The organism is Pseudothauera rhizosphaerae, from assembly GCF_004801305.1.
Taxonomy (GTDB): Bacteria; Pseudomonadota; Gammaproteobacteria; order Burkholderiales; family Rhodocyclaceae; genus Pseudothauera; species Pseudothauera rhizosphaerae.
Genome location: NZ_SSOD01000003.1, coordinates 101,221 through 117,088, shown reverse-complemented (window position 1 = coordinate 117,088; position 15,868 = coordinate 101,221). Strand labels below are relative to the sequence as shown.

Genomic DNA, 15,868 nt, shown 5'->3' with positions numbered 1-15,868 from the left:
TAAGAATCCACCCCACCCCGCCGGACCGCCACCGATGACCGCCCCCAAGTCCCTCTCGCCCGACACCCTGGCCGCCCAGGGCCTGGGCTGGATCACCCAGCCGCACCACGACATCGCCCCCGCCATTCATCCCGCCAGCACCTTCGAGCGCGCCGGCGACGGCAGCTACCCCGGCGGGCGCGTGTATTCCCGCGACCAGAGCCCGGCCTACGACCAGGCCGAAGCCCTGCTCGCCGCCCTTGAAGGCGGGCACCAGGCCCTGCTCTTCCCCTCCGGCATGGCCGCCGCCACCGCGCTGCTGCAGGCGCTGGAGCCGGGCGCGCGCGTGCTGGCGCCGCGCGCCATGTACTGGGCGCTGCGCAACTGGCTGATCGAACTCTCCGCGCGCGGGCACATCGCGGTCGAGTTCTACGACAACGCCGACACCGCCGGATTGACCATGGCGCTCGACGCCCTGCGGCCGCGCCTGCTGTGGATCGAGACCCCGGCCAATCCCACCTGGGAAGTCACCGACATCGCCGCCGCCTGCGCCGCCGCGCGCCGGTACGGCACGCTGGTGGCGGTGGACTCCACCGTGCCCACGCCGGTGCTCACCCGGCCGCTGGCGCTGGGCGCGGACTTCGTCATGCACTCGGCCACCAAGTACCTCAACGGCCATTCCGACGTGGTGGCCGGCGCGCTGGTGTGCCGCGAGGACACGCCCACCTGGCAGCGCGCGCGGCAGAACCGCGCCCTGGGCGGCGCCGTGCTCGGCCCCTTTGAAGCCTGGCTGCTGCTGCGCGGCATGCGCACCCTCTACCCGCGCGTGCGCCAGGCCAGCGCCTCGGCGCTTGCCATCGCCCGGGCCTTCGAGCGCGACCCGCGCGTCGCCGCCGTGCTCTACCCCGGCCTGCCCTCCCATCCCGGCCACGCCGTGGCCGCTGCGCAGATGCAGGGCGGCTTCGGCGGCATGCTGGCCCTGCGCGTGGCCGGCGGCGAGGGGGCCGCCATCGCCGCGGCCGGCCGGCTGCAGGTGTTCAAGCGCGCCACCTCGCTGGGCTCCGTGGAAAGCCTGGTCGAACACCGCGCCAGCGTGGAAGGCCCCGGCTCCCTGTGCCCGCCCGACCTGCTGCGCCTGTCGGTGGGCATCGAGGCGGTGGAGGATCTGATCGCCGACCTCGATCAGGCGCTGGGCTGAACCTGTACCGCCTGGCGATACCCCGCAGCCGAACGGCGCGAACCCGTACCGCTGCCGCGACGCCGGGCGGCTGGATTGCCCCGGACGGAGTATTCTTGCGCCATCCCGCGCGCCGTCCATGCCATCGGCTTGCCGGCGCGTGATGTCTGCATGGCGCGGAAACGCCGCGCATCGACCGGAAGGTGAATCATGGGGATCATCGTTTTCGCCATCGGCGGATTGCTGCTGATCGGTTTCTTCGGCGGCCTGCTCGGCGGGCGTCTCGGCCGGCGCCCGGATGCGGAACAGCTGCAGCGCATCGAGGAGCGCCTGGACCTGCTCCAGCTCGCGCAGAACCGGCTGATCCGCCAGGTGGCAACCCTGGAAGCGGCCGCGCGCGTGCCGGCGGATGCCGCGGCACCCGCCGCACCAGAACCGGCCATTGCGCCCGAATCGGCGGCACCGGCCGCCGCGGCCGGGCCGGACATTCTCGAATTCGATCTGCCGCTGCCATCCAGGACACAGGCCGCGCCGGCAGACGCCCTGCCTCGCCCGACGCCGCTGCCCCAGCCGCCGTCCTTCGACACACCCTCCCCGGCCGGCTGGCTGCGCGACTGGCTGTTCGGCGGCAACACCGTGGTGCGGGCCGGCATCGTCATCCTGTTCTTCGGCGTGGCCTTCCTGCTCAAGTACGCCTACGAGCGCGTGCAGGTGCCCATCGAACTGCGCCTGACCGGCGTGGCGCTGGGCGCCGTCGTCCTGCTGGTGCTGGGCTGGCGCCTGCGCGAGCGGCGCGCGGGCTACGCGCTGGCGCTGCAGGGCGGCGCGGTGGGCCTGCTCTATCTCACCGTGTTCGCCGCGCTGCGCCTGTACCAGTTGATCCCGGCACCGGCGGCCTTCGCGGCGCTGGTCGCCATCGCGGCCTTTTCCGGCGTGCTTGCGCTGCTGCAGGAGGGACGCTCGCTGGCGGTGCTGGGCACCTGCGGCGGCTTTCTCGCGCCGCTGCTCGCTTCCACCGGCAGCGGCAGCCACGTGGCGCTGTTCTCCTACTACGCGGTGCTCAATGCTGGCGTGCTGGCGCTGGCGTGGCGGCGCGCATGGCGGGAGCTTAACCTGCTGGGCTTCGTCTTCACCTTCGTCATCGGCGCCCTGTGGGGCGCGCGTTACTACCGACCGGAACTGTTCGCCAGCGTGGAACCCTTCCTGCTGCTGTTCTTCCTGATCTACCTCGCCGTACCGGTGGGCTACGCGCTGCGCCGCCGGGTCGAGGACGACCAGGGCCGCACGGCAGCCTACGTGGATGCCTCCCTGGTGTTCGGCGTGCCCCTGGTCGCCTTCGGCCTGCAACTGCGCCTGGTGAGCGGCTTCGAGTACGGCGCGGCGTTCAGCGCGGTGGCGCTGGGCGCGCTCTACCTGCTGCTGGCCCGCGGCCTGTGGCGGCGCGCAGGCGAAAAGCTGCGCCTGCTGGTGGAAGCGTACTACGCGCTGGGCGTGGCCTTCGCCACGCTGGCCGTGCCCCTCGCGTTCGAAGGCCGCTGGACGGCGGCGGCCTGGGCGCTGGAGGCAGCCGCCATCCTGTGGATCGGGGTGCGTCAGGCGCGGCTGCCGGCGCGGGCCTTCGCGCTGCTGCTGCAACTGGGCGCGGGCGGCGCCTTCCTGCTGGACCTGCCCGGCGGCGGAGACCTGCCGCTGCTCAATGCGCAGTTCCTCGGCTGCACGCTGATCGCCTTCGCCGGGCTGTTCAGCGCCTGGTATCTGGCGCGCCACGGCAAGGCCCTGCATGACGCGGAACGCGCCGCGGCGCCCGCGCTGCTGATCTGGGGCCTGGGCTGGTGGGTCGCCGCCGGCCTGCTGCAGGCGGGCCACCACCTGCCCTACCCGGTGGAGGTCAACGCCTTCCTGCTCTTCCTGGCGATTTCCGCCGCCGCGCTGGCGGCCTTCGCCCACCGCAGCGGCTGGGCGCAGGGCGGCAGCGCCAGCCTGTTCATCGGGCCGGCCATCGCGCTGGCCGCGGTGCACGCGCTGGACCAGTCCCACAACCCGCTGGCTGCGCTCGGCTGGCTGGCCTGGCCGGCGCTCCTGGGCGCGCATCTCTTCGCCCTGTATCGCCATGAAGCCGCGCACCCGCGCACCGCGCCCTGGCTGCACGCGCTGGGGCTGTGGGTGCTGGCGCTGGTGGGCGGGCTCGCCGCCGCTCGCGGCATCGACCAGGTGGTGGACGGCGCTTCGGCCTGGGCCCTGCTCGGCATCGTGCTGGTGCCCGGCGCGCTGATCGCCGGGCTGGCGTCGCTGGACACCGAACGCTGGCCTTTCGGTCCGCATCGCCATGCCTATCTGGTGCCGGGTGGCGCGCCGCTGGCGGTCTTTCTGCTCGGCTGGAGCCAGTTCGCCAACTGGGCGCACGACGGTTGGGCCGATCCGCTGCCCTATGTTCCGCTCGTCAATCCGCTCGAACTGGGCCTGGTCGCGGCGCTGTTACTGGCCGTCTGGTGGCTGGCCGCACTGCACCGGGAGGAACCGGCCGGCGCAGCGCAGACCGGCGGCATGGCGGGTGCGATCCTCGGAGCGCTCGCCTTCCTGATCGCCAACGGCGTGCTGATGCGCAGCCTGCACCACTTCGCAGGCATACCCTGGGACATCGACCTGCTGCTCGCTTCTCGCCTGGTGCAGGCGGCGCTCTCCATCTTCTGGACGCTGATCGCGCTGGCGGTCATGGTGGCCGGCGCACGGCGCACGCAGCGCGCGCCGTGGATCGCGGGCGCGGTGCTGATGGGCGTAGTGGTGGGTAAACTCTTCCTGGTGGACCTGTCCAACGTCGGCGGCATCGAGCGCGTGGTGTCCTTCCTCGGCGTCGGCGTGCTGATGCTGGTGATCGGCTGGTTCGCTCCGGTTCCGCCCAGGAGCCTGGAAAACAGCATGGAGAACGCACGATGAATTCAGCCCTGGTCCGCTGTGCAGCCGCCCTGCTGGGGGCATTCGCCGCTGCCGGCGCCCTGGCCGAGACGGTGGACGACTACGCCTGGGCCGCTCCCATCGCGCTGGAACGCCCCGCGCCCTTCCAGCGCATCGCCCTGCCGCCGGCGGTCTATCGCGGCATGACCCATGGAGACCTCGCCGACCTGCGCGTATTCAATGCCGACGGCGAAGTGGTGCCCCACGCCCTCGAACCGCGCGCCCTCGAACTGAGCACGCCCGGCACGCCGGTCGCCGTACCCCTGTTCGTGCTCGGCACCGCCGCCGACAGCGGCCGGGCGCTGAACCTGCGCATCGAGACGCGCACGGACGGGGCGGTGGTCAGCCTGGGGCCGGAAACCGGCCGCCCGCGCGGGCCGGCCGGCGCCTGGCTGGTGGATGTGAGCCAGCTCGGCCAGCGCATCCGGGCGCTGGATCTGACCATGAACGACCCTACCCGCCAGTTCTCCGGCCGCATGCGCGTGGAAGCCAGCAATGACCTCGCCCAGTGGCGCACGCTGGTGGCCAGTGCGCCGCTGCTGCAACTGCAGGCCGAGGACCACGAACTCGCGCGCCTGCGCATCGAATGGCCGGCCACCCAGGCCCGATACCTGCGCCTCACCTGGTCCGGCTCGCCGCCGGCCGGCCTGCGCGAGCACGTCTTCGATGCCGCGCGCGTGGAACCGGTGCCCGCGCTGGTGGAGGCCGAACGCACCTGGCTCGCTCTCGATGCGCCGCAGGTGCACGAAGTCGGCGGCCGTCACGAATACCACTTCGCGCTGCCGCGCGCGGTGCCCGCGGACCGGCTGCGTGTCGAACCGCCCCAGGCCAACAGCGTGGTGCCCGTGGAGGTGTTTACCCGCGAGCGGCCGGACGCCCAGTGGCGTTCCCTGGGCCGGCACAGCGTATGGCGGCTGACCGAGGACGGCGCCGAGCGGCGCAACGCCGACCTGCCGCTGCGCCCCGCGGGCGAGTTGATGTTGCGCCCGGACGAGCGCGGCGGCGGCTTCGGCACCGGCGTGCCGGCGGTGTCGATCGGCTGGGTGCCGCACGCGCTGGTGTTCGCCGCCCGCGGCACGCCGCCCTTCACGCTGGCCTTCGGGCGCTACCGGGCCGATCCGGCCGCCTATCCCATCGACGGGCTGGTGCCCGGCTACGGCAAGGCGGATGCTGCAACGCTGCCCATCGCCGATGCCCGGCTGGGGGAATCCGCCGCCGCGGGCGGCGACGCCCGGCTGAAGGCACCCATCGACACCCGGCGCTGGATGCTGTGGGGCAGCCTGCTGCTCGCCGTGGCACTGCTCGGCGCCATGGCGTGGAAGCTGTCGCGCCTGGTGGCTACGGACCGGTAGGGGCGGCTACTAACCCGGCAATCAACTGCGAAATTCAGAAACAGGGCGACACCGCAGCTCCCTCCCCTTGAAGGGGGAGGAACAACACATCCAAACCACTGCGTGTATTTGATTGCCGGGTCAATAATCTCCCCTGCTCCCGCTTCCAAAGGAAATCCATGTCATCCACCGCCCGCCACAACATCCTCGAAGACGTCCAGGGACTGCTGGTGGGCTCGCTCTTCGTCGGCCTCGCGGTGGTGTTCTTCAAGCACACCGGTCTGCTGATCGGCGGCACCGCCGGGCTGGCCCTGCTCACGCACTATGCCAGCGGGTTCAACTTCGGCCTGCTCTACTTCCTGATCAACCTGCCCTTCTACGTGTTCGCGGTGCGCGCGATGGGGTGGGTGTTCACCATCAAGACCTTCTGCGCGGTCGGCCTGCTGTCGGCGTATGCGGAAGTGCTGCCACGGGTGATCACGCTGGACGCCCTGCACCCGGCCTTCGGTGCCGTGATGGGCGGCCTGCTGGCGGGCACCGGGCTGTTGATGCTGATCCGCCACCATGCCAGCCTGGGAGGTGTGGGGGTGATGGCGATCTGGCTTCAGCGCAACCGCGGCTGGCGGGCCGGCAAGGTACAGATGGTGGCCGACTTCCTGATCCTTGCCGCCGCGCTGCCCTGGGTGCCGGTGCCGCTGGTGGCCCTGTCGGTGCTGGGCGCGCTGGCCCTGAACCTGGTGATCGCCATCAACCACCGCCCCGGACGCTATTTCGGCGTGTGAATGCAGCCGCCATGCAGATCGCCGAACCGAAACGCTGCGCCACCTGCAAACGCTGGGGCGGCGTGCGCGAACTGGCACCCGACGGCAGCACCGTGCTGCCCGACCCCGCGCGTCTGCGCGGCCCCTGCATCGAAGGCCCCTGGCACGGCAGCCTGCGCGGCCCGCGCAATGCCTGCGGGCAGTGGGTGGACTGGCGCGAGGCGGCGCCCCCACCGGCAACGGATGGCGAGACCTGAACCCGCGTCAGGCCCAGCGGCGCACGATCCAGTGATCCAAGGACAAGCGCCCCGGCCCGTGCGCGATCAGGTACAGCAGCACCGCCGCCCACACGCCGTGGGTGGGCCAGGCGCCGGGATAGACCAGCACCTGGATCACCAGCGTCATCCCCAGCAGCGCCAGGGCGGAGAAGCGGGTCGCCAGACCGACCAGCAGCAGCACGGGAAACAGGTGCTCGGCGAAGGCCGCCAGGGGCGCGGCGAGTTCCGGGGGGATCAGCGGCAGTCGGTATTCCTCGCGGAACAGGTACACCGCGCTGTCCGCCAGCCGCGGCCAGCCCAGGCTGAATTCGCCTTCGACCAGGTCGATGGCAAGGCCCTCGATCTTGGTCTGGCCGGACCGCCAGAACACGCCGGCGATGGAGAAACGTCCGACGGCGGCGATCAGGTCCGCCGGCACCCGGCCGCACAGGGCCACCAGCCGCCTCACCAGCGCGGCAGCCGCGGGCGGCGCGGATGGGTCATTCGTGCTGCCATTCATGTTCCGGCCCTCCTTCCCCGATGGCGACGATGGCCCGCCAGCGCAGCAGGGTCGCCAGCGCATCCGCCGCATCCAGGCCGGGCTCCGCGACCGCGAATGCGTCGCCCAGCGTCGCCCCTGCCTGCACGCGCTCGATGAAGGCCGCGGCTGCCGCGGGCAGCGCGACCACATACACCTCGCCGCCGGCACGCACGACCAGCGCCGCCTGGGCGCTGGCCGGGTCGACCGCGGAAAGGTCCACCTCCTCAACCTGGTGCGCGGCCCACAGATCCACCACCGCATGGGGCGAGCGCAGCACGCCGAGCGCCGGGTGCAGCACCAAGCGCAGCAGGGGAAGGCGGCCCGGATCGCCGAGCAATGCTGCCAGTTCCGCGTCCGGCAGCGGCTCCGCATCGGCCGCGTGGCAGACACGCACGCGCAGCATCTCCAGCCGGGCCACGTCGGCCAGCCAGGGCAGTGCCGCGGCGGGCGGGAAGGCGGCGACGAAGTCCGCGAAGCCCTCGCCATAGAACGCCAGCAGCCGCGAGCGCGGCGGCGCCGCCGTGACGTAAACCTGCGCCATGGCGCCAAAGAAGTCGTCACCCACCAGCGCGCGCGTCACCGGAAAGCTGTCCGCCAGCGCATCCACCAGGGACACCACCACGTTGTTGCGATACACCGCGAAGCGCAGTGCCGGGTCCGAGCCGTTCCACGCCACCAGCCCGGGCGGACAGGGCAGCCCCGCATCCAGCAGGGCGGCGGCGAATTCCGTTTGCGTCGTCATGCGGGCACCGCCTCGTCGCGCGCCGCGAGCAGGCGCTCGGCCTCGCGGGCCTCGCCCAGCAAGGTGTCGAACGGCGGAATGTCGTGGTCGCGCTCGATCAGCGTCGGCGTCGGGCCGAGCCGTTCCAGCGCGAAGGCGTAGAGCGCCCATACCGCGCGATCCACCGGCGAGCCGTGGCTGTCGATCAGCAGGTCGGCGCCCGCGGCATCCTGCTGGCGGGCGAAGCCGGCCAGGTGGATTTCCCCCACCGCCCCCAGCGGCAGGGCCTGCACGTAGGCACGCGCATCGCTCCCGTGGTTCGTGCAGGACACGTAGGCATTGTTCACGTCCAGCAGCAGGCCGCAGCCGGTGCGGCGCACCACCTCGGCGATGAACTCCGCCTCGCCCAGCGTGGATTCGGCGAATTCCACGTAGGTCGCCGGATTCTCCAGCAGCATGGGCCGGCGCAGGCGCTCCTGCACCCGGTCCACGTGGTCGCAGACGCGGGCGAGGGTTTGCGGCGTCCAGGGCAGCGGCAGCAGGTCGTTGAAGAAGGCGCCGCCGTGGCCGGACCAGGCGAGATGCTCGGAAAAGGCCTGCGGCGCGTAGCGTCCCAGCAGCGCGGCGAGCCGGTCCAGATGCGCCTCGTCCAGCGGCTCCTCGCCGCCGATGGACAGGCCCACGCCGTGGATCGATAGGGGATAGTGTGCGCGGATGCGGGCCAGATGTTCGTGGAACGGCCCGCCGGCCACCATGTAGTTCTCCGCGTGCACTTCGAAGAAGCCCACCGCGGGCCGGGTGTCGAGGATCTGCCGGACGTGCGCCGGCTTGAGCCCGAGCCCGGCCCGGGCCGGCAGCGCGGCAACGCCCGCCGCGGACGATGCGCAAGGGACGATGGTCGTCATGACGGACGCTCCGCGCTCGCGCCGCTCAGGACTTCTTTTCCTGGAACGGCATCAACTGCCCCTGGCCGGTGGGCGAGGCGGGCGACTTCATCTGCTCGCAGGTGCCCTTGGGGACGAACTTCCACGCATTGCCCTGGTAGTCCATCTTCGCCGTGCCGGCGCAGGTGGTGCCGGGACCGGCGGCGCAGTCGTTCTTGCCCTTCATCGCGACGCCGTAACATTTCTCCTTGTCGTCGTCGGCGGCGGACGCCGGCGCGGTGGACAGGGTCAGCGCGGCGCCGAGGGCGAGCGCGAGGGCGGCGGCGTGACGGGTGGCGGTAGTGCGGTTCATGTGTCTCTCCTGATCATGAATGGGTCGGCATCGCCGGTGCGGTGAATCCGTGCCGGCTGCGACAGGGGTCAGTCGAGGCACGGTGCCGATTCCTTACACGCCATTCGCGGGTACGGCCGGACTGTAAGATTCGCCCACGCCCGGACGACGATGCCCGATGGCCCCTACAATTGCATCAGCGCGAGGAGAACTCCATGCACCGTCGTTCGACGCCGTCCCACCGTGCCCGCCGCCGGCGAAAGGTTGCGGCATGAGCGCGGCCCCCTCCCCGGCCGCGGCGACCGACACGACGGCCGCACTGTCCGACCCGGCCCAGCTCGCCGCCCTGCACCGGGACATGCTGCGCTTCGCCCGCCTGCAGTTGCGCGATCAGGCACTGGCCGAGGACGCGGTGCAGGAAGCCATCGAGGCCGCACTGGTCGGCGCGGCGGCCTATGCGGGCAAGGCCGCGCTGCGCACCTGGGTGTTCAGCATCCTGCGCAACAAGATCGTGGACCTCCTGCGCCGCGGCAGCCGGCTGACGACGCTGGGATGCGTGGTGGGCGAGGATGACGAGGAAGGCGCCATCGACGCCCTGTTCCGCGCCAACGGCCACTGGCAGCCAGACTGTCGCCCCCGGGGCTGGGAAGCGCCCGAGGAATCCCTGGAGAACAAGCAGTTCTGGGCCGTGTTCGAGGCCTGCCTGGACCACCTGCCCCAGAGCGTGGCGCGGGTATTCATGATGCGCGAGATGCTCGGCTTCGAGACCGCCGAGATCTGCGCAAAGGCCGGCATCACCGCCAACAACTGCCACGTCATCCTGCACCGGGCGCGCACCGGCCTGCGCCAGTGCCTGGAACGCAACTGGTTCGTCACGGGGGAATGCCGCGCATGCTGACCTGCAAGGACGCCACCCGACTGTGCTCGGAAGCACTGGACCGTCCCCTCACGCTGCGCGAACGGCTCACGCTGCGCGCGCACCTGCTGATTTGCACGGGCTGCACCCGCTACAACGAGCAGATGGCCGCGCTGCGCCGCATCGCCGCACGCTTCGCGGATGGCGGCTTCGCCCGCCCCGATGGGGAGACGGACGCAGACGGCGGCAACGGCAGCGAAGGGAAGTAGCGCCCTGCGGCAGGCTCAGGCCGTCGCGGCCTGCAGCAGCCCCTGCCGTTCGATGAAGGCGATGATCTCCGCCAGGCCCTGGCCGGTCTTCTGGTTGCTGAACACGAAGGGGCGCTCGCCGCGCATCTTCTTCGCATCCCGCTCCATGACTTCCAGCGACGCCCCCACCAGCGGCGCGAGGTCGACCTTGTTGATCACCAAGAGGTCGCTGCGGGTGATGCCGGGGCCGCCCTTGCGGGGGATCTTGTCGCCGGCCGAGACGTCGATGACGTAGATCGTCAGATCCGAGAGTTCCGGCGAGAAGGTGGCGGCCAGGTTGTCGCCGCCGGATTCCACGAAGACGATGTCCAGGCCGGGGAAGCGGCGGTTCAGGCGGTCGACGGCCTCCAGGTTGATGGAGGCGTCCTCGCGGATCGCGGTATGCGGACAGCCGCCGGTTTCCACGCCGATGATGCGCTCCGGCGCGAGGGCCTGGTTGCGCACGAGGAATTGCGCGTCTTCGGCGGTGTAGATGTCGTTGGTGACCACGGCGATGTCGTATTTGTCGCGCAGCGCCAGGCACAGGGCCAGGGTCAGCGCGGTCTTGCCGGAGCCCACCGGGCCGCCGATGCCGACGCGCAGGGGATGCGGGTTGCTCACTGTCGAATGCTCCTTGTGTCATCAAGCTCACAGTGATCCGTTCGCCCTGAGCTTGTCGAAGGGCACGAGGGCTTCGACGAGCTCAGCCCGAACGGATAGCGGGGCCACACCGTTTACGAACGGAACAGCCGGGTGTGCTGCGTCTCGTGCCGGCTGCTGGCGATGGCCAGCGCGGGCGAGAAATTGCTCCACTGGGCGCGCGGCAGCGCCAGCGCCCGTTCGGCCAGGGCCGGGATGCGCTCGCCCAGGCCGGCGAGCAGGCGCTGGCCGGCACTCTGGCCCAGGGGCACGGCCTTGATCGCCGCCATGACCTGGTTCTCGGCCCAGGCCCACAGGTAGGCGGCGATGGCCTCCTCGGGCGGCACCCGCCATGCCGCCGCGGCGGCCGTCCAGGCGGTGGGAAAGGCCGGTTCCTCCACCGCCTCCAGCCGCGCCGCCCAGCCGGGCAGTCCGGCGAAGGCCGGCAGCCCGGTCAGCAGGCGCACCAGCGAATAGCCCATCTGCACGGTCTCGGCGCGCAGCTCGGCGGTTTCGCGGCTGGCGAGGAAGTCGGCGTTGAGGGCGGCGATCTCCCGTTCCGCCTCGCTCGCGTCGCTGCCGCAGCCGCCCTCGCTTTCGTCCGCCTGCGTCCATGCCGCCAGCAGACGGGCGGCGAGCGGGGCCTCGAAGGCGCCGATGCCGTGCTCCAGCAGGTCGCCGATCCAGCGCGCGGCGTCGGCCTCGCTCCTCACCATGCCGGCCTCCACGGCCCATTCCATCCCCTGGGAATAGGTGTAGGCGCCCACCGGCAAGGCGGGGCTGACCAGTTGCAGCAGGCGCACCAGGGGCAGCATGGCGGCGCGGCCTAGTAGTTGCCGTCCATCATGTGGATGCGCGCGCCCTTGGCGCCTTCGCCTTCGTGCTGGTGGCCGTGGGAGTATGCGCCGGCTTCCGGCTCGAAGGGCGCGGTGACCGGCGCCACCGAGGCGCCCAGGCCGGCGAGCATGTCTTCCAGCACGTGGTCGGCCTGGATGCGCAGCCAGCTTTCGCCCAGTTCCACCGCCACGTGCCGGTTGCCCAGGTGGTAGGCGGCGCGGGCGAGTTCGAAGGCGTCCGCGCAGCGCACTTCCAGCAGTTCCTCGGGGGCGGCCACCACCTCGACGATGCGCCCGTCGGCCGCGGCGAGCTTCATGCCGCCGCGCAGGATGGTGCCGCGGGGCAGGAACAGGCCCACTTCCTCGCCGGACTTGAGTCTGGCGCGCAGCCTGCTCTTGGTGCGGTATTCGAAGGACAGTTCCAGTTGTTCGCCGGCCACCCCGTGGCCGGTGTGGAGGTGTTCGATCAGCAGCATGGCGGAGTTCCGGACGGCGGTTTCTGCGACAGGCGGAATATCGGTGGCGATCATGATCCTCTTCCCATCAGAACAGGAAATAGCGTTGCGCCAGCGGCAGCTCGGCGGCCGGTTCGCACACCAGCAGCTCGCCGTCGGCGCGTACCACGTAGGTTTCCGGGTCCACCTCGATGGCAGGGGTGGCGCCGTTGTGCACCATGTCGGATTTGCGCACCGTGCGGCAGCCGCGCACCGCCACCAGCGGCTTTTCCAGCCCAAGCGCAGCCACCGCCGGGTTGGCGAGCGCCGCTTGCGAGACGAAGGTCACGGAGGTCTTCAGCCCCTTGCCGAAGCTGCCGAACATGGGCCGGTAATGCACCGGCTGCGGCGTCGGGATGGAGGCGTTGGCGTCGCCCATGGCCGCGGCGGCGATCATGCCGCCCTTGAGGATGAGGCTGGGCTTGACGCCAAAGAAGGCGGGCCGCCACAGCACCAGGTCGGCGAGCTTGCCTTCCTCCACCGAGCCGACCACGTGGGCGATGCCGTGAGTGATGGCCGGATTGATGGTGTATTTGGCGATGTAGCGCTTGACGCGGAAGTTGTCATTCGACCGGCTCGCCTGCGGTGCAGGCGACACACCACTCCCCTCTCCCCCCGCGGGAGAGGGGCTGGGGGAGAGGGCCGCGGCAGGAGGCGCCAGCCAGCCGCGCTGCACCTTCATCTTGTGGGCGGTCTGCCAGGTGCGGATGACCACCTCGCCGACCCGGCCCATGGCCTGGGAATCTGAACTCATCATCGAGAAGGCGCCCAGGTCGTGCAGGATGTCCTCGGCGGCGATGGTCTCGCGGCGGATGCGCGATTCGGCGAAGGCCACATCCTCGGCGATGGCCGGGTCCAGGTGGTGGCACACCATGAGCATGTCGAGGTGCTCGTCGATGGTGTTCACCGTGTAGGGCCGGGTCGGGTTGGTGGAGGACGGCAGCACGTTGGGCACGCCCACCGCGCGGATGATGTCCGGCGCATGGCCGCCGCCCGCGCCCTCGGTGTGGAAGGTGTGGATGGCGCGGCCCTTGAAGGCGGCCAGCGTGGTTTCCACGAAGCCGGATTCGTTGAGGGTGTCGGTGTGGATGGCGACCTGCACGTCCAGTTCGTCGGCCACGGTGAGGCAGTTGTCGATGGCCGCGGGCGTGGTGCCCCAGTCCTCGTGCAGCTTGAGGCCGATGGCACCGGCCTCCACCTGCTCCCGCAGCGGCTCCGGCAGGCTCACGTTGCCCTTGCCCAGGAAGCCGATGTTCATGGGAAACGCTTCGGCCGCCTCCAGCATGCGGTGGATGTGCCACGGCCCCGGCGTGCAGGTGGTGGCGTAGGTGCCGGTGGCCGGCCCGGTGCCGCCGCCGATCATGGTGGTGACGCCGCTCATCAGCGCTTCGTCGATCTGCTGCGGGCAGATCCAGTGGATGTGGGTGTCGATGCCGCCCGCGGTGAGGATCATGCCTTCGCCCGCGATGACCTCGGTGCCCGCGCCCACGGGAATCGTCACGCCCGGCTGGATGTCCGGATTGCCGCCCTTGCCGATCTTCCAGATGCGGCCGTCCTTGATGCCCACGTCCGCCTTGACGATGCCCGCGACCGCATCGACGATCAGCGCGTTGGTGATGAGGGTGTCGGCCACCTCGGCCGCGAGCTGCTGGCCCTGGCCCATGCCGTCGCGGATGACCTTGCCGCCGCCGAACTTCACTTCCTCGCCGTAGATGGTGTAGTCCTTCTCGACTTCGATGACGAGTTCGGTATCGGCCAGCCGGACCTTGTCGCCGGTGGTGGGGCCGAACATCTCCGCATAGGCGCAGCGCGAGATTTTCGCCATCACAGTGCTCCCATCACGTCGCCGTTGAAGCCGTAAACCTTGCGCGCACCGGCGAGCGCGACCAGTTCCACGGTGCGCGACTGCCCCGGCTCGAAGCGCACCGCGGTGCCGGCGGCGATGTTGAGCCGGAAACCGCGCGCCGCGGCGCGGTCGAAGGCGAGCGCGGCGTTGGTTTCGGCGAAGTGGTAGTGGGAGCCGACCTGTATCGGCCGGTCGCCGGTGTTGGTGACCGACAGCGTCAGCGTGGCGCGGCCGGCGTTGAGTTCGATGTCGCCGTCGGCCGGCAGGATTTCACCTGGAATCATGGTCGTCCTTCTGGGCTATCTCATGGCAAGAACACGCGGGCGGCTCAGCCGCGGGCGCCGAAACGGTAGTCGCGCACGGCAGGCGTCGCCGGCTTCACAACTTCCTCGTTGGCCGGCTCCACCACGGGTGCCGGCTGATACTGGGCGCGCAGACGGTCACGCAGGCGGACCACCATCAGCAGCAGTTCCTCGTCCTCGGCGCGCTCCTCGACTTCGTGCAGCAGCTTCTCGGCATACTGCTCATCGGCGGTCAGCGCGGCCAGATCGACCGCCATGTCGAGGCTGCGACGCACCTGCAGCTTGAAACGGGCCAGCAGCCTTGCGGTTTCCAGTTCCATCTCGCTCATGGTTTCCCCTTGTTTGTATGCAATGGTTATCGGTAAGGCCAGTTTTCAGACGATGGGGTTATGCACCGTGACCAGCTTGGTGCCGTCCGGGAAGGTGGCCTCCACCTGGATCTCCGGGATCATCTCCGGCACCCCGTCCATGACCTGTTCCCGCGTGAGCAGCGTGGCGCCGTAGCCCATCAGCTCGGCCACGCTGCGGCCGTCGCGGGCACCTTCCAGGATGGCGCAACTGATCAGCGCCACCGCCTCCGGGTAGTTCAGCCTCAGGCCGCGGGCCAGGCGGCGCTCGGCCAGCAGGCCGGCGGTGAAGAGCAGCAGCTTGTCCTTTTCGCGGGGAGTGAGTTCCATGCGTACTCCTAGGTGTTCCAGATTCGGGGGGCCTCGGCGGCGCGACCGGTGAGCGCCGGACGCAGCACGCGCCACAGGGCGCGCAGCCATTGCTGTCCGGCTTCCGCGTGGAGGCCCAGCCAGCGCGCCACCAGCAGGCCGGGCAGCAGGGTCACGCCGCCCTCGCCCGCCGCGGGCGGCACGGCGCGACAGGCATCCAGCAGGGCGGCATCGAGTCCCGGGCCGGTCGCCAGCAGGGTGCCGGTCACGGGCTGGCCGGCCAGGCCCGCCGGCGAATCCAGCAGCGCGCCGCCGCCGTCGATGCGGCCCGCTTCCAGCCACAGGGGCCGGCCGTCGCGGGCGATACGGGTGGACAGGGAAAACGCACCGCGCTGAAAACGCTCGCCCGCGCCGGTGCGGCCCAGGCACAGCATCTCGCTGCCGATGAAGACGGCATCCTCCGCCAGTTCCACTTCCAGCGCCTGCTCGCCCACGGCGCCGTCATAGACGATGCTCTCCTGGGGCAGCCATTCGCACACGGCCCCGGCCGCCACGTCCAGCCGCTGGGTGAAGCTCCCCGGCGCCACGCCGGCCGCGGAGCGATACCACTTGCCGGCGCCGGGCGTGGTCAGCAGCACGTGGGCGCCCTCCCCCAGCGTGGCGGAGAATTCGAGCTGGTCGCCGCCGACGATGCCGGCGGGCGGATGCACCAGAATGGTGTGGCAGATCGCCTCGCCCTCCGGGTAGAGGGGGCGCTGCACCACCAGCGGCCCATGGTGGCTGCGCGCCGCCAGCACCGTGCGCGCGCCGCGGCGCGCGTAATCCAGCGCCAGCCGGGCGCGCCAGCCCGCACGGGGCGGGACGGCAGCCGATCGGGCGAGAAGGTCCGAGCGCTCGGAGACGGCATTCATGCACGACCCATAGCAATCGGCGCGCCAGCGGCCAGTCACCTCTTATGAATCATGCACTTGCCTCGCCCGGCCGGAGCACGGCCGGGCGAGGCCGGAGAACATGCGCA

At 70.9% G+C, this 15,868-nt stretch carries 19 protein-coding genes; 7 read left to right on the top strand and 12 right to left on the bottom strand.

Annotated features, from left to right (window positions below; all coding sequences use genetic code 11):
- Positions 1–34: 34 nt before the first annotated feature.
- From E6O51_RS04405 to E6O51_RS04385, 5 genes are all read left to right on the top strand, one after another.
- Positions 35–1,177 (top strand): trans-sulfuration enzyme family protein, encoded by a 1,143-nt coding sequence (locus E6O51_RS04405; protein WP_136383766.1) that lies wholly within the window; start codon positions 35–37, stop codon positions 1,175–1,177.
- Between the two features lie 189 nt (positions 1,178–1,366).
- The gene (locus E6O51_RS04400) at positions 1,367–4,090 is read left to right on the top strand and encodes a DUF2339 domain-containing protein (RefSeq protein ID WP_136383765.1); all 2,724 of its coding nucleotides are present in this window, start codon (positions 1,367–1,369) and stop codon (positions 4,088–4,090) included.
- Positions 4,087–5,460, top strand: coding sequence for a DUF3999 domain-containing protein (locus tag E6O51_RS04395; protein WP_136383764.1), 1,374 nt, complete (start codon positions 4,087–4,089; stop codon positions 5,458–5,460). The genes E6O51_RS04400 and E6O51_RS04395 overlap by 4 nt, the downstream gene beginning before the upstream one ends.
- Positions 5,461–5,618: 158 nt before the next feature.
- Complete coding sequence (locus tag E6O51_RS04390; RefSeq protein ID WP_211091323.1) at positions 5,619–6,221, top strand: YitT family protein; 603 nt, start codon at positions 5,619–5,621, stop codon at positions 6,219–6,221.
- Between the two features lie 11 nt (positions 6,222–6,232).
- Positions 6,233–6,457 carry a hypothetical protein gene (locus E6O51_RS04385; protein WP_136383763.1) on the top strand — a complete coding sequence of 75 codons (225 nt, stop codon included), beginning with the start codon at positions 6,233–6,235 and terminating at the stop codon, positions 6,455–6,457.
- Between the two features lie 7 nt (positions 6,458–6,464).
- Here the strand turns inward: E6O51_RS04385 and E6O51_RS04380 are convergent, their stop codons facing one another.
- Genes E6O51_RS04380 through E6O51_RS04365 form a run of 4 tightly spaced genes read right to left on the bottom strand, consistent with a single transcriptional unit; the run spans position 6,465 to position 8,955 of the window.
- A complete protein-coding gene (locus tag E6O51_RS04380; protein ID WP_136383762.1) occupies positions 6,465–6,977 on the bottom strand; it encodes a DoxX family protein in 513 nt (170 codons plus the stop codon).
- Positions 6,958–7,740, bottom strand: a complete 783-nt coding sequence (locus tag E6O51_RS04375; RefSeq protein WP_136383761.1) for an HvfC/BufC N-terminal domain-containing protein — start codon at positions 7,738–7,740, stop codon at positions 6,958–6,960. The genes E6O51_RS04380 and E6O51_RS04375 overlap by 20 nt, the downstream gene beginning before the upstream one ends.
- Positions 7,737–8,624 carry an MNIO family bufferin maturase gene (gene bufB, locus E6O51_RS04370; protein ID WP_136383760.1) on the bottom strand — a complete coding sequence of 296 codons (888 nt, stop codon included), beginning with the start codon at positions 8,622–8,624 and terminating at the stop codon, positions 7,737–7,739. The genes E6O51_RS04375 and bufB overlap by 4 nt, the downstream gene beginning before the upstream one ends.
- A gap of 25 nt (positions 8,625–8,649) precedes the next feature.
- Positions 8,650–8,955 carry a BufA1 family periplasmic bufferin-type metallophore gene (locus E6O51_RS04365; protein WP_136383759.1) on the bottom strand — a complete coding sequence of 102 codons (306 nt, stop codon included), beginning with the start codon at positions 8,953–8,955 and terminating at the stop codon, positions 8,650–8,652.
- A 250-nt stretch (positions 8,956–9,205) separates the two neighbouring features.
- Here E6O51_RS04365 and E6O51_RS04360 point away from each other — a divergent pair, with 250 nt between their 5' ends.
- Together E6O51_RS04360 and E6O51_RS04355 are read left to right on the top strand one after the other, a co-directional pair.
- Positions 9,206–9,832 carry a sigma-70 family RNA polymerase sigma factor gene (locus E6O51_RS04360; RefSeq protein WP_136383758.1) on the top strand — a complete coding sequence of 209 codons (627 nt, stop codon included), beginning with the start codon at positions 9,206–9,208 and terminating at the stop codon, positions 9,830–9,832.
- A complete protein-coding gene (locus E6O51_RS04355) occupies positions 9,826–10,059 on the top strand; it encodes a zf-HC2 domain-containing protein (RefSeq protein ID WP_136383757.1) in 234 nt (77 codons plus the stop codon). Before E6O51_RS04360 ends, E6O51_RS04355 begins: the two co-directional genes overlap by 7 nt.
- Before the next feature lie 15 nt (positions 10,060–10,074).
- On the opposite strand, the gene ureG is transcribed toward E6O51_RS04355, so the two are convergent.
- From ureG to E6O51_RS04315, 8 genes are all read right to left on the bottom strand, one after another.
- The gene (gene ureG / locus E6O51_RS04350; RefSeq protein ID WP_136383756.1) at positions 10,075–10,698 is read right to left on the bottom strand and encodes an urease accessory protein UreG; all 624 of its coding nucleotides are present in this window, start codon (positions 10,696–10,698) and stop codon (positions 10,075–10,077) included.
- Positions 10,699–10,811: 113 nt separating this feature from the next.
- Positions 10,812–11,531, bottom strand: a complete 720-nt coding sequence (locus E6O51_RS04345; RefSeq protein WP_136383755.1) for an urease accessory protein UreF — start codon at positions 11,529–11,531, stop codon at positions 10,812–10,814.
- Positions 11,532–11,542: 11 nt separating this feature from the next.
- Positions 11,543–12,028: an urease accessory protein UreE gene (gene ureE, locus E6O51_RS04340; protein WP_136383986.1), complete on the bottom strand. Its 486-nt coding sequence runs from the start codon at positions 12,026–12,028 to the stop codon at positions 11,543–11,545.
- Between the two features lie 67 nt (positions 12,029–12,095).
- Positions 12,096–13,871 carry an urease subunit alpha gene (gene ureC, locus E6O51_RS04335; protein ID WP_136383754.1) on the bottom strand — a complete coding sequence of 592 codons (1,776 nt, stop codon included), beginning with the start codon at positions 13,869–13,871 and terminating at the stop codon, positions 12,096–12,098.
- Entirely contained in the window at positions 13,871–14,176 is a 306-nt protein-coding gene (locus tag E6O51_RS04330) for an urease subunit beta (RefSeq protein WP_136383753.1), read from the bottom strand. Before E6O51_RS04330 ends, ureC begins: the two co-directional genes overlap by 1 nt.
- Before the next feature lie 44 nt (positions 14,177–14,220).
- Complete coding sequence (locus E6O51_RS04325) at positions 14,221–14,523, bottom strand: hypothetical protein (protein WP_211091322.1); 303 nt, start codon at positions 14,521–14,523, stop codon at positions 14,221–14,223.
- 45 nt (positions 14,524–14,568) lie between these two features.
- Positions 14,569–14,871 (bottom strand): urease subunit gamma, encoded by a 303-nt coding sequence (ureA, locus tag E6O51_RS04320; protein ID WP_136383752.1) that lies wholly within the window; start codon positions 14,869–14,871, stop codon positions 14,569–14,571.
- A gap of 8 nt (positions 14,872–14,879) precedes the next feature.
- Positions 14,880–15,761, bottom strand: a complete 882-nt coding sequence (locus tag E6O51_RS04315) for an urease accessory protein UreD (RefSeq protein WP_136383751.1) — start codon at positions 15,759–15,761, stop codon at positions 14,880–14,882.
- Between the last annotated feature and the right edge of the window lie 107 nt (positions 15,762–15,868).